The organism is Salinisphaera dokdonensis CL-ES53, from assembly GCF_040361215.1.
GTDB classification, from domain to species: Bacteria; Pseudomonadota; Gammaproteobacteria; order Nevskiales; family Salinisphaeraceae; genus Salinisphaera; species Salinisphaera dokdonensis.
Genome location: NZ_APND01000001.1, coordinates 1176061 through 1188675 on the forward strand (window position 1 = coordinate 1176061; position 12615 = coordinate 1188675).

Annotated in this window: 16 protein-coding genes; 9 read left to right on the forward strand and 7 right to left on the reverse strand. The window is 63.8% G+C overall.

Going from position 1 to position 12615, the window contains the following annotated elements:
* From SADO_RS05565 to arsH, 7 genes are all read left to right on the forward strand, one after another.
* Complete coding sequence (locus SADO_RS05565; RefSeq protein ID WP_353109896.1) at positions 1-357, forward strand: YidH family protein; 357 nt, start codon at positions 1-3, stop codon at positions 355-357.
* A 158-nt stretch (positions 358-515) separates the two neighbouring features.
* Positions 516-1172 (forward strand): HAD-IA family hydrolase, encoded by a 657-nt coding sequence (locus tag SADO_RS05570; RefSeq protein WP_353109897.1) that lies wholly within the window; start codon positions 516-518, stop codon positions 1170-1172.
* A 100-nt stretch (positions 1173-1272) separates the two neighbouring features.
* Positions 1273-1803, forward strand: a complete 531-nt coding sequence (locus SADO_RS05575) for an arsenate reductase ArsC (RefSeq protein ID WP_353109899.1) — start codon at positions 1273-1275, stop codon at positions 1801-1803.
* Positions 1800-2180, forward strand: coding sequence for a metalloregulator ArsR/SmtB family transcription factor (locus SADO_RS05580; protein WP_353109900.1), 381 nt, complete (start codon positions 1800-1802; stop codon positions 2178-2180). The genes SADO_RS05575 and SADO_RS05580 overlap by 4 nt, the downstream gene beginning before the upstream one ends.
* A gap of 27 nt (positions 2181-2207) precedes the next feature.
* Complete coding sequence (locus tag SADO_RS05585; protein ID WP_353109901.1) at positions 2208-2633, forward strand: arsenate reductase ArsC; 426 nt, start codon at positions 2208-2210, stop codon at positions 2631-2633.
* 55 nt (positions 2634-2688) lie between these two features.
* The gene (locus SADO_RS05590) at positions 2689-3981 is read left to right on the forward strand and encodes an arsenic transporter (protein WP_353109903.1); all 1293 of its coding nucleotides are present in this window, start codon (positions 2689-2691) and stop codon (positions 3979-3981) included.
* 7 nt (positions 3982-3988) lie between these two features.
* Positions 3989-4705 (forward strand): arsenical resistance protein ArsH, encoded by a 717-nt coding sequence (gene arsH, locus SADO_RS05595; protein WP_353109905.1) that lies wholly within the window; start codon positions 3989-3991, stop codon positions 4703-4705.
* 2 nt (positions 4706-4707) lie between these two features.
* Here arsH and SADO_RS05600 read toward each other — a convergent pair whose 3' ends face one another.
* Both SADO_RS05600 and crcB read right to left on the reverse strand, forming a co-directional pair.
* Complete coding sequence (locus SADO_RS05600; protein ID WP_353109907.1) at positions 4708-5028, reverse strand: putative PII-like signaling protein; 321 nt, start codon at positions 5026-5028, stop codon at positions 4708-4710.
* A 15-nt stretch (positions 5029-5043) separates the two neighbouring features.
* Complete coding sequence (crcB, locus tag SADO_RS05605; protein WP_434547879.1) at positions 5044-5448, reverse strand: fluoride efflux transporter CrcB; 405 nt, start codon at positions 5446-5448, stop codon at positions 5044-5046.
* A gap of 167 nt (positions 5449-5615) precedes the next feature.
* Between crcB and SADO_RS05610 the strand changes: the two genes are divergently transcribed.
* A complete protein-coding gene (locus SADO_RS05610) occupies positions 5616-6023 on the forward strand; it encodes a hypothetical protein (RefSeq protein ID WP_353109908.1) in 408 nt (135 codons plus the stop codon).
* 91 nt (positions 6024-6114) lie between these two features.
* Here SADO_RS05610 and cyoD read toward each other — a convergent pair whose 3' ends face one another.
* From cyoD to SADO_RS05635, 5 genes are all read right to left on the reverse strand, one after another.
* On the reverse strand, positions 6115-6450 hold the full coding sequence (cyoD, locus tag SADO_RS05615; RefSeq protein ID WP_209060305.1) for a cytochrome o ubiquinol oxidase subunit IV: 336 nt from the start codon (positions 6448-6450) through the stop codon (positions 6115-6117).
* Positions 6447-7067: a cytochrome o ubiquinol oxidase subunit III gene (cyoC, locus tag SADO_RS05620; RefSeq protein WP_353109909.1), complete on the reverse strand. Its 621-nt coding sequence runs from the start codon at positions 7065-7067 to the stop codon at positions 6447-6449. The genes cyoD and cyoC overlap by 4 nt, the downstream gene beginning before the upstream one ends.
* A 44-nt stretch (positions 7068-7111) precedes the next feature.
* Positions 7112-9190 carry a cbb3-type cytochrome c oxidase subunit I gene (locus SADO_RS05625; protein WP_353109911.1) on the reverse strand — a complete coding sequence of 693 codons (2079 nt, stop codon included), beginning with the start codon at positions 9188-9190 and terminating at the stop codon, positions 7112-7114.
* Positions 9191-9214: 24 nt separating this feature from the next.
* A complete protein-coding gene (cyoA, locus tag SADO_RS05630) occupies positions 9215-10156 on the reverse strand; it encodes a ubiquinol oxidase subunit II (protein ID WP_353109912.1) in 942 nt (313 codons plus the stop codon).
* 386 nt (positions 10157-10542) lie between these two features.
* Complete coding sequence (locus SADO_RS05635) at positions 10543-11595, reverse strand: YeiH family protein (RefSeq protein WP_353109914.1); 1053 nt, start codon at positions 11593-11595, stop codon at positions 10543-10545.
* A 103-nt stretch (positions 11596-11698) separates the two neighbouring features.
* On the opposite strand from SADO_RS05635, the gene SADO_RS05640 reads away from it, so the two are divergent.
* On the forward strand, positions 11699-12601 hold the full coding sequence (locus SADO_RS05640; RefSeq protein WP_353109915.1) for a LysR substrate-binding domain-containing protein: 903 nt from the start codon (positions 11699-11701) through the stop codon (positions 12599-12601).
* Positions 12602-12615 lie beyond the last annotated feature (14 nt).

Here is a 12615-nt window from a genome sequence, read left to right on the forward strand (position 1 = left end):
ATGGCGCCCGCCGAAAATAGAGGTTGGCTACAATCAAGCCATGCCTTCGCCGTATCGACCCGAGTGAAACGCCGCACGCCCTACGACGATATCGACCCGGAGCAGCTGATCGCCCGCGACTGGCTGGCCCTGTCGCGCTCGCGCCTGGCCAACGAGCGCACTCTGCTGGCCTATATCCGCACCAGTCTGGCGATGATCGGTCTGGGGGCTTTACTGGCCAAATGGATCGGCCACCCGGCCGCAGTCTTGGGCGGCGTCGCACTCGCGATCTTCGGCGTGCTCGTCATCGCGATCGGGCTGACGCGTTTCGTGCAGGAGAACCGGCGGTATCGGCGACTTTCGAACAGGCCCGACTGACCGAGTCCAGCCGTATCCGGCCGTAGATAGTCACCACGAATGCCCGCCGCGCGGTTTAGCGCGCGCCGTACGTCCCCATAGTCCGGGTTTGATCAACGCGGTCACCCGGCCGCTATTGGCTGTTCTTTCCAAGGGCGCTCATGACGAACGATGCAACAATGGCGGCGACACCGATCACTGCGGTGATATTCGACTGCGACGGCACACTGGTGGACAGCGAGCTACTCAATGCGCGCGGCGTCGCCGACCTGTTCGCCATCGACCACGGTGTCGATCTGGATGCCCTGGCTATCGAGCGCGAGTTCCGAGGCGGCAAGTTCGAGGCGATGATCGATACGCTTGCCGCGCGTCATGGCGTGACCGTGGCCGACGACTTCACCACGCGCTATCGCGAATATATGTACGACCTGTTCTCCAGGGCGCTCGAGCCGATGCCGGGCGTGCGCGATGCGATCGAGGCGATTGATCTGCCGAAATGCGTCGCCTCCAGCGGCCCGGAAAAGAAACTCGCCGTCGCGCTGGAATCCACCGACCTCGCACGCTATTTCGGCGATCTGGTGTTCAGCGCCTATACCATCGGGGTCTGGAAGCCGGAGCCGGCGCTGTTTTTTACCGCCGCAGCCGCGCTCGACGTGCCCCCGGCCGAATGCGCTGTCATCGAAGACAGCGACGCCGGAGTGGAAGCCGCGCGGCGCGCGGGCATGCGCGTGTTCGGCTACGACCCGCATGGCGCGATCGGTGAGCATCCCGACGCCAAGCTGACGCGTTTTTCCGATTTCCGGGATTTGCCCGATCTGCTGAACCGCTACCGCTAGGCCCATCTGGCGCCCTACATGAGCCCAGCCGCAGCGCTCATGCTTGATATATCCGATTTTCCGTATATTCTATATTCCACATATACGGAGGGCCGCATTCATGAGTGACGTCGAACGGACCTACAACGTGCTGTTCCTGTGCACGCACAACAGCGCACGCAGTATCTTCGGCGAAGCGCTGCTCAACAGCCTTTCGCATACCAACCTGCGTGGCTTCAGCGCCGGCAGCGAACCGGGCGAGCGTATCCACCCGTTCGCCGCCAACCTACTGCACTCCATGCAGATCCCAACCGACGGCCTGCACCCGAAAGACTGGGACGTGTTCGAGCGCGAAGACGCACCGGCGATGGATTTCGTGTTCAGCGTCTGCGACAAGACGCTTGACCAGACCTGCCCCACCTGGCCCGGACACCCCGTGACCGCTCATTGGGGCATAGACGACCCGTCACAGGTCCAGGGCGACGATGCGACGCGGCAGCAGGCGTTTCGCAAGGCCTTCTATGCGATGCGCAGCCGCATCCAGCTGTTCGCCAACCTGCCCATCACATCGCTGGACCGGCTCAGCCTACAGTCGGAAGTCGATGCCATTGGCCAGACAGAAACGACCAACGACGGCGAGAACCACGCATGAGTACGGCGACCATCGAGCCCAGGACCTCCTCAGCGCCGGAGGAAATATTTCAGGCACTGGCCGACAGCACCAGACTTCGCTGCCTGGCGCTGATCGAGACCCACGGCGAGCTTTGCGTCTGTGAGCTGGTTCACGCCCTGGAGCTGTCGCAGCCCAAGATCTCGCGGCATCTGAAGCTGTTGCGCGAAAGCGGACTGGTCTCCGATCGACGCGAACGGATCTGGGTGCACTACCGCCTGGCCGACACCCTGCCGTCATGGGCGCGCACCACACTTCACGAAGTCGTGGCCGCGCACGCGCACGACGCGCCATTCGCCGACGACGCACGCCGCCTGGCGCACATGCCCGACCGTCCCGATGGGCGTTGCAGCAACTGATCGACGAAGTCTCAAAGGAATCTTGCAATGAACATTCTGTATCTGTGCACGGGCAATAGCTGCCGCTCCCAAATGGCCGAGGGCTGGACCCGTCATCTCGGCGGCGCCGATATCGCCGTGCGTTCGGCCGGTCTGGAGGCCCACGGCCTCAACCCGAATGCGGTCGCAACCATGCAGGAAGCCGGCGTGGATATCACCAGCCAGCATTCCGCGATCCTCGCCGACGCAGATCTCGATTGGGCCGATCTGGTGATCACGGTCTGCGGCCATGCCGACGAGCATTGCCCGTTGTTGCCGCCCAATACGAACAAGCAGCACTGGCCGATCGACGACCCGGCGGGTGCAACCGGTAGCGACGCCGAGGTTGCGGCCATATTCGCCGCCACCCGCGACCTTGTCCGCGATCACGTCAGCACCCTGCTTGCCGACCATCCTCGGGCAGCCGCGCAGTAAGCAGATAGCCCCTCGCTGGGCCGCCTGGCGGCCCTGTATTTTTTCAGGATCGTTCATGACCGTCATCGCCATTCTGATCTTCATTGCCACGCTCACGCTGGTGATCTGGCAGCCGCGTGGGCTGGGTATCGGCTGGAGCGCGAGCGCCGGCGCACTCGTCGCTCTGGCCACCGGCGTGGTGGGCTTCGGCGACGTGGCCACGGTGTGGGGCATCGTCTGGAACGCAACCTTCACCTTCGTCGCGATCATTCTGATCAGCCTGACGCTAGACGAGGCCGGCTTCTTCGAATGGGCAGCCCTTCATGTGGCCCGCTATGGCGGCGGGCGCGGGCCACGCCTGCTGGTACTGGTGACGCTGCTCGGCGCGCTGGTGGCGGCGGTGTTCGCCAACGACGGCGCGGCGCTCATTCTCACCCCGATCGTGTTCGAGATGCTGCTCGCGCTGGGGTTTTCTGCCGGTGCGACGCTAGCGTTCGTGATGGCAGCGGGCTTCATTGCCGATACCGCCAGCCTGCCGCTGGTGATCTCGAATCTGGTGAATATCGTCTCGGCGGATTTCTTCGAACTCGGCTTCGGCAGCTATGCGGCGGTGATGGGGCCGGTCTATATCGTTTCCGTGCTGGCCTCGATCGGGGTGGTGTATCTGTATTTCCGTCGCGATATCCCGGCCACCTTCGACCCGACGCCGCTGCGTGAACCCGAGACCGCTATCCGGGACCGCGCCGTGTTCGTGGCCGGCTGGTGGGTGCTCGGGCTACTGCTGGTCGGCCTGTTCGCGGCCGAGATGATCGGGGTGCCCGTGAGCGTGGTGGCCGGCATCGGCGCCGCGGTGCTGCTCGCCATCGCCCATCGCGGCCACGTGGTGGACAACGCCAAGGTCGTTCGCGGCGCGCCCTGGGATATCGTGGTCTTTTCGCTGGGCATGTATCTGGTGGTCTACGGCCTGCAGAACGTGGGCCTGACCGCGCAGCTCGCCGGCATGCTGGATGCACTGTCCACCCAGTCGCTCTGGGTGGCGACCGTCGGCACCGGTTTCCTGGCCGCTTTCCTGTCGTCGATCATGAATAATATGCCGACGGTGCTGGTGGTCGCGTTGTCGATCGATGCCAGCCAGGTCTCCGGGCTGATGCAGGACGCCATGATCTACGCCAACGTTGTCGGCTCCGATCTCGGCCCCAAGATCACACCGATCGGCAGTCTGGCCACCCTGCTCTGGCTGCATGTGCTCGCCCGCAAGGGCCTGACCATCGGCTGGGGCCAGTATTTTCGTATCGGCATCGTGCTCACGGTGCCAGTGCTTCTGATTACGCTCACCGCGCTGGCCGGCTGGCTGGCGCTGCTGCGCTGATTTCTCGATGAGCCATTCCATGCACGACCCGAAGAACGACCTGCCCAATCTAGACCCAGAGGCGCTGACGCTGCGCGATGCAAGTGACGACGGCCATCCGCCGCGCATCCTGCTTCTCTACGGCTCGTTGCGCGAACGCTCGTACAGTCGTCTGCTAACCGAAGAAGCCGCGCGTCTGCTGCGCGCCTTCGGCGCGGAGACGCGCATCTTCGATCCGCGCGGGCTGCCGCTGCCCGACGAAACCGAGGCTGATCATCCCAAGGTCGCCGAGCTGCGTGAGCTGGCGTTCTGGTCGGAAGGCCAGGTCTGGTGCAGCCCGGAACGCCACGGCAACATCACCGGCGTGTTCAAGAGCCAGATCGATTGGCTGCCGCTGTCGATCGGCGGCATGCGCCCCACCCAGGGCCGCACACTGGCGGTCATGCAGGTCTGCGGGGGCTCACAATCGTTCAACGTGGTGAATTCACTACGCATACTCGGGCGCTGGATGCGCATGTTCACCATCCCCAACCAGTCGTCGGTGCCCAAGGCGTTCAACGAGTTCGACGAGGCCGGGCGGATGAAGCCTTCGCCCTACTACGACCGGGTGGTGGATGTGATGGAAGAACTGGTGAAGTTCACCCGCCTGACCCGCGGCGAAAGCGACTACCTCACCGAACGCTATTCCGAGCGCCGCGAAAGCGCCGAGGCGCTGTCGAAGCGAGTCAATCAGAGCTCGATTTAAGCTCAGCCATCTTCGCCGAAACGCCAGTACTCGATCGCGCGCTTCATGCAGAAGACCGGAATGTCGCGCTCCTCGACCGCTCGGATGAGCTTGTCGGCCGCGCCGCCGTCGACCACGAACATCAGTTCTTCCGGCTCGTCGGCCTGCTCGAAGAAATGCGCGGAATGGGTGTGGCCGCTGCTACCCGAGCCCTCTGCGTCGACACGCCGCGTGCTGCGCTCGATGCTCTGGTCACGCGCGAGTGCGGCGATCAGATCCAGCACCGGCTGGCCGTCGAAACGGCGCGAGCGCGGCGCGATGAACAACACTTCAAATCCTTTCATGTGAAACTCTGACCTTCATCGGGCAGCCCCGACGAGTTGGCGTAACAACGCCACCGTACCCATACCCAGGCCCGTCATGGCCAGCGAACCGGCCACATGCACGGCGATGCCGGTGAATGCCCAGCCGAACCGGCCGCTCTGGATCTGGGTGAATATCTCGGCCGAGAAGGTCGAGAACGTGGTCAGCGCGCCGAGAAAGCCGGTGATGATCGCCAGCTTCCAGAACGGCGAGAGCTCCGGCAGCGCCGCGAACACCGCGATTGCGATCCCGATGAGCCAGGCCCCGAGCAGATTGGCCGCGAGCGTGCCGGGCGGCAACGCGGGAAACAGCGCATTCAACGCCAGCCCCAGAGCCCAGCGCAGATTGGCACCACAGGCTGCGCCGAGCGCAATCGCGAGAATGGAAACGGGTATCGACATCCGTTCAAGAAAGCATGGGCCGTGCGCACAGGTTACAAGCACGCCGCATGCCGTGTGCATTAACCGCGCACCCGCGGCCTGTTAACGCTCGATTCAGCCGCAGGCGCAGAGGGTGCGCAGCCAGGGGCAGCGATTGCCCTGTGTACTTCAATGATCGAGGAGATCTCATGTACAAGCAGCTTGCGATTGCAACCGCCACCGCACTGGCCCTGACCAGCGGCGCCGCCCTGGCCGATACGGCCGTCGGCACCGATACCGCGACCGGCGCAGATGCCGGCGTGAACACCGGCGTCGGTGTCGGCGCGGACGTGGACACCCAAGCCGATACGTCGACCACCAGCGAAACCGGCATGGACCACGGCGAGGGCCACGCCGAGAGCGGCAGCTCGGTCGGCGCAGGCGCAGATGCGGACGTCGATACCTCGGCAGACGTCGACTCCAATGCCCAGGGCGGCATGGACAGCGACACCGAGTCGGACATGGAAAGCGAAAGCAGCATGTCGTCCGACAACGCGGCGGACGTTGACGCCAATGCCCAGGGCAACGCCAACGGCAAGGTCGGCGCCGACGAATAGATCGTCGGCCTGTCGGCCAACAAAAAACCCCGCGCCGATCAGCGCGGGGTTTTTTTATGCGTGCGGGGCCTGTTCGGGCGCGGCCCTGCGGTCAGTAGCCGATCATCATGTGCCGCGCGTACAGGCTGTAGAACAGCCACAGCGTACCGCCGACCATGACGAACATGGTGAACACCGAGAACAGCACGGAAATCGTGTTCCAGCGCTGCTCCTGCGACATGTCCAGATGCAGGAAGAATCGCAGATGCACACCCAGCTGCAGCACCGCCGTGATCGCGATCACCAGCAGGATCGCGCCCTGCGACATGAGGTCGTAGTAAACCGCGCCAAACGGAATCAGCGTCAGCACCAGCGCGGCCAGATACCCCATGACATAGCCGCGCGCGGTCGGCGCATGACCGGGTGTGGCGTCGTCGGAATGGCTCATGAGCTGCCTCCTGCAAGGATTCCGGGCAGATAGACGGTCGAGAACACGCAGATCCACACGAGATCGAGGAAATGCCAGAACAGGCTCAGCCGCGCCAGCCGCGATGCGACCGGCGGCGTGAGCCCCTTGACGGCAAGCTGCGCGATCATGGTCGCGATCCAGATCAGGCCGAAGAACACGTGTGCCCCGTGGGTGCCCACGAGCCCGAAATAGGCGGACAGAAAACCGCTGCGCGTGAACGACGCCCCCTCGTGGATGATATGCACGAACTCGCTGACTTCATGCCAGAGAAAGTAGATACCCAGCACAGCGGTGGCCAGCAGCCAGCCGATAATGTGGTTCTTGCGGCCCTGATGCAGGCTGACCATTGCCAGCCCGAATGTGAGGCTGGACGCCAGCAGCGCCATGGTTTCCAGGAATACGCCGTGCAGCGAGAAGATGTCCGCGGGCGTCGGCCCGCCGGCAAATCGCTGCGACAGATTGACGTACGCCAGAAACAGCATTGAGAACAGGACCACGTCGCTCATCAGATAGGCCCAGAAACCGAAGTTGACTTCGGTATCCGCCCGGGCCGCAGCGCGAACGCGGTTGAGATCGTACGAAGGGCTTGACGCCATGAACTATGCCTCTCGAATACGTGTCGGTAAGCGTCGCGCGGCCATCAGCCCGGTGCGCCGGAGGTGGCCCGGCTCGTCGGGCTCACATATTGGCCGGCCGGCGTCCGCTCGTCGCCAAACTCCTGGATGCCGTCGATGTAGGTGAACACATCCGCCTGCTTCAGCCGTGCGTGGAACGCGTCCTCGTCGGCCTGAACCTGCGACGCCGGAATCACGAACTCGGTTTCGTCGTTGAAGCTGCGCGCGATCACCGCAGCCACGGTGCCCAGCACGCACAGGCCGGCCAGCCACCAGATGTGCCAGACATAGGCAAAACCGAAGAAGAACGACAGCGCGGCGACCACAATCGGCAATGGCGTGGACTTGGGCATGTGAATGTCCTCGTACTTCGCCGGCCGCTCGTAGGCCCGATTTTTGACCTTCATCTCCATGAAGGCGTCGCGATCGCGAACTTCCGGCACCACTGCGAAGTTGTACTCCGGCGGCGGCGACGGGATCGCCCACTCCAGGGTACGACCGCCCCAGGGGTCACCGGTCAGGTCGGCGTTCTTCTCGCGGTCGCGCCAGCTCACGTAGATCTGCATGAACATCGAGAAGATGCCGTAGGCCACGATGATCGCGCCAATCGCCGCGATCACCAGCCAGAACTGCCAGGTGGGGTTGTCGTAGGTCACCATGCGCCGCGGCATGCCCATGATGCCGAGCATGTACAGCGGCACGAAGGCCACGTAGAAGCCCACGAGCCAGCCCCAGAAGGAATGCCGGCCCCACTTCTCGTCCAGCCGGAAACCGAACACCTTCGGCCACCAGTAGTAGAAGCCGGCCAGCAGGCCGAACATCGTTCCCGGAATCAGCACGTTATGAAAATGCGCAACCAGGAAAAGGCTGTTGTGCATCTTGTAGTCGGCGCCCGGAATCGCCAGCAGCACGCCGGACATGCCGCCCATCACGAAGGTGATGAGAAAGCCCAGCGTCCACAGCATGGGCAGCTTGTACTCGATGCGCCCACGGAACATGGTCCAGATCCAGTCGTAGATCTTCACGCCGGTGGGAATGGCGATGACCATGGTCGCAATGCCGAAGATCGAATTGCGCAGCGGGTCCTGGCCCATCGTGTAGAAGTGATGCACCCACACGCCGAACGAAAGGAATGCGATAGCCATGGTCGCCCACACCATCGAGGTGTAGCCGAACAGCCGCTTGTTGCAGTAGGTCGTCACCACTTCGGAAAAGATACCGAAGGCGGGCAGCACCAGGATGTAGACCTCGGGATGGCCCCAGAGCCAGAACATGTTGATGTACATCATCTGGTCGCCGCCCATGATGCTCGTGAAGAAGTGCGTTCCCACGGAGCGATCGAGCGCGAGCAGCGCCAGGGCGACGGTCAGGGCCGGAAACGACACCACGATGAGGATGCTCGTGCACAGCACTGTCCAGGTGAACATCGGCATGCGCATGAGCGTCATGCCCGGTGCACGTTTCTTGAGGATGGTGGTCACGAAATTCACGCCGGTCAGCGTGGTACTGATACCCGATATCTGTAACGCCCAGATCCAGTAGTCCACGCCCGGCCCAGGGCTGTGCTCGAGCCCGGAAAACGGGGTGTAGCCGGACCAGCCGGCCTCGGAGAAGCTGCCGACCAGCAGCGAGATCATCACCAGCGCGCCGGCGGCAGCGGTCAGCCACACGCTGATCGCGTTGAGCAGCGGAAAAGACACGTCGCGCGCGCCGATCTGCAGCGGGATGGCGATATTCATCAGGCCCACCAGAAACGGCATGGCCATGAAGAAGATCATCATGGTGCCGTGGCCGGTGAACAGCTCGGCGAAGTGGGCCGCGCTCAGATAGCCCTCGCCGCCGGCGCCGACCGTGGCCTGCTGGCCGCGCACCATCGCCGCATCGATGAAGCCGCGCAACAGAAAGATCAGCGCGATCACGATATAGACCACCCCGATTTTCTTGTGGTCCACGGTGGTGAACCACTCGCGATAGAGATAGCCCCACTTGCGGTAATAGGTGAGCAGGGCCACCACCAGCACACCGGCGCCGATCATGATCACGTTCGCGAAAACGATGATCGGATCGTAGTGGTAGAGGGCGTCTAAGGTCAGTTTTCCAAACATGCTGTGCTCCCGGAGCGCTGCGCGCTAGTGGGCATGCCCGTGCTGGGCAACGTCGTCCGCTGTCAGATCGCTGGGTACGGCATCGGGCGGCACCTTGCCGTCACCGACCTGGAAACGGTGCATCACATAACCGAACAGGCCGTCGGGTGCCGAGGAATAATAGATGGGGTCGACCTTCTTGCTCGGCTGAACCAGCGCGCGATACGCGTCGAGGTCCAGCGCGCGTCCGGACGCGCGCACCTTGGCCAGCCAGTCGTCGAAACCCTGCTGGGACAGCGACAGTGCCTGGAAGCGCATGTCCGCGAAGCCATCACCGCTGTACTGGTAATTCTTGCCGAAGAATTCGCCGCGCTCGGACGCCATCAGATGCAGGCGCGTGCGCATGCCCGACATCGCCATGATCTGGCTTCCCAGGCGCGGAATCATGAACGCGTTCATCACGCTCGCCGAGGTCAGATCGATCTGCAGCGGCGTATCCACCGGCATGGCGAGTTCGCTGACCACCGCCACGTCGTAATCGGGATAGATGAACAACCATTTCCAGTCCATGGCGATCGCCTGGACGCGGATCGGCTCGTTCTCGGATTCGATCGGCTTGTAGGGGTCGAGATCGTAGGTGGAGACCACGGTCATCAGCGCCAGAATGAGGATGATGGCCACCGGGCCGCCCCACAGAAACACCTCCAGCACGGTCGAATGGTGCCAGTTCGGCGTGTAGGTGTTCTTTTGATTAGCCGCGCGATAATGCCAGGCGAACCACAGCGTGAACCCGACCACCGGCACCAGCACGAACAGCATCACCGTGAAGGTGAACAGCATCACGTTGCGCTGATAGGCCGCGACCGGCCCGGCGGTGAAGAAGGTCACCAGCTCGTTGAGATAGAAAGTGTCGATGAACCACTGAGCGCTACAGGCAGACAACAGCAGCGGCAGCACGACAATCAGCGGCACGCGAAGGCGGCGCATCGTGTTTCCAGGCGTTTCGATAGACATCAGATGGCATTCCAACGGGTGACCGCACCCGACAAGGCTAACCGCTTGGCCTACCTACGTCGTTCGCGGCGGATTCGTTGCGACATAGCCACGGAAAGGCCGATCGAAAAGAAACCGACCGCCGAGCTATTGTGCAATGCAGCTAAGCTTAAACCTTAACGCGAATTGACGACAGAGCGCGATCTAACAATCGTCGTCACGAACACGATAGGTAAAAGCGATCGCCGTCGCTATCCGTAGTTCGCACAGGGATCCTATTGTGGCTTGGACGAGGCCTGAGCGTACCGCGGCCAGGCAGCGCGCTAGAACCGCAGCCGCCTACCATGTCCATCGGGCCGTCAATGCGCGTCGGACCTGGCTCAGCCGATGAAAAGCGCCCCGCCCAGTGCGAGCGCGCTGATCCACACCGCCACGCCCAGCCCCAGCGCGAGCGGGCGCCAACCCAGACGCAGCACGGACACGAGCCGCGTCTGCAGGCCCATCGCCACCATCGCCGCGGCCAGCAGGCCGGAATCCACGCCCACGAGCGCATCGTGAAGGACGTCCGGCATCGACACGAACGAGTTCACCCCCACCACGAGCACGAACAAAAGCACGAACAGCGGAAACGGCGCGCGCCGCCCCTGGTCTTCCTGCGCTCCCGCACGTCGGCGCCACCAGAAGGCCAGCACTGCACAGACCGGCACCAGCATCGCCACGCGCGAGAGCTTGTACAGACTGGCCTGCACGCCGGCCGCCTCGTCGAAGGCGAAACCGGCGGCGACGGCCTGGGCGACTTCGTGAATCGAACCACCCGCCCAGACCGAATAGGTCGACACCGACAGACCAAGTCCGTGGGCGATCGCCGGATAGGCGAACATCGCGATCGTGCCGAACACCGTCACCATGGCGATCGCACAGGCCACGTCCTGCTCGCGCGCCTTGATCACCCCGTCGACCGCGACCACTGCAGACGCGCCGCAGATACCCGTGCCACAGCCGACCAGAACGCTGAGCGTATCCGGCAACCCGAGCCGCCGTCCGACGATCACGGCCAGAGTGATCGTGCTCGCCACCGCGAGCAGCAGCAGCGCCAGGCCGGCCAGACCGACCGACAGCATGTCCTGCAGCACCAGCCGAAGGCCGAGGAGGACGATCCCGGCGCGCAGCAGATAGTGCAGCGTCCATCGAATGCCGGGCTCCACCGTCGCGGGCAACGGCACACACAGCCGCAGCGTGACACCCAACAGGATGCCGACCGTGAGCGCACTCATCGGAACGACAGCATTGAGTGCCGGCCAGGCCGCGGCCGCATACGACAGGCCGGCCAACGCGACGCACAACGCCAACCCCGGCAGCACGCTCGCGGCGTGCACGAGGGGATTCGGGGCATGCTGTTCGGTCGAGGACGAAACGGTGATGGCGCGGGTCATGGCGATCTCGCTGTAAGCCGATGACGAGAGCCTGCGCAACACCGATGTTATTTAAAATCGATTTATATCAATATAACGATTCGGTTTTATCGAACAGACGTACATGACCTCTGCCCGCTTCACCTTGCGACAACTCGAGATCTTCTCGGCGGTCGTGCGCACCGGCCAGGTCAAGCGCGCGGCACAGGCGCTGCACCTGAGCCAGGCCGCGGTCAGCCAGGCGTTGACCGAGCTGGCGGACGCACTGGGCCTCACGCTTTTCGAGCGCCGCGGGCGCGATATCGTGCCTACCGCCAGTGCCCGCCAACTGCTCACTCACGCCGCCGGACCGATGGCCGCTCTCAAACAGCTGCCGGATCGGCTCGGCCAACACGACGGTTCCTCGCAGACGTTGACCGGCGCGATCGTGCTCGCGGCCTCGAGTACGATCGCGCGCTACGTCCTGCCGACCGGGCTGGCCACGCTACGCCGAGATCATCCCGAGCTGGATATCACCGTGCTCTCCGGCAACAGCGCGCGGATCGAAGCCGGTGTCGCGGACCTGCAGGCCGACGTCGGCTTCATCGAAGGCCCTGCACAACGCGCGGATCTGGCGGTTCATGCATGGCGCACCGATAACCTCCAGATCATCGCGCCGCCGGATTATCCGGTCCACACCATCACGGCCGACGATCTGGGCGCCCATGCCTGGGTCGCCCGCGAAAGTGGCTCCGGAACCCGTGCGGTCTTCGAGCAGAGCCTGGCGCTGGCCGGGCTGGCCACGCCGCGCGCGGCACTGGTCATCGACGACAGCGGCGCGATCGTGCGTGCGGTCGCCAACGGCGCCGGACTGGCCTGCGTCAGCCAACTGGCCGCCCGCCAGGCCAGCGCCGCCAACCCGGTGCAGTTCGTCGATCTGCCCGCGCTGTCGCTGGCACGGCCCTTGTGGCGTGTTCGGCGCGACACGCTCGTGAACACCCCAATCGTGGACCGATTCTGTACCGCGCTCGATCAGGCCCTGGCCTGACCCGTCTGTTCGAC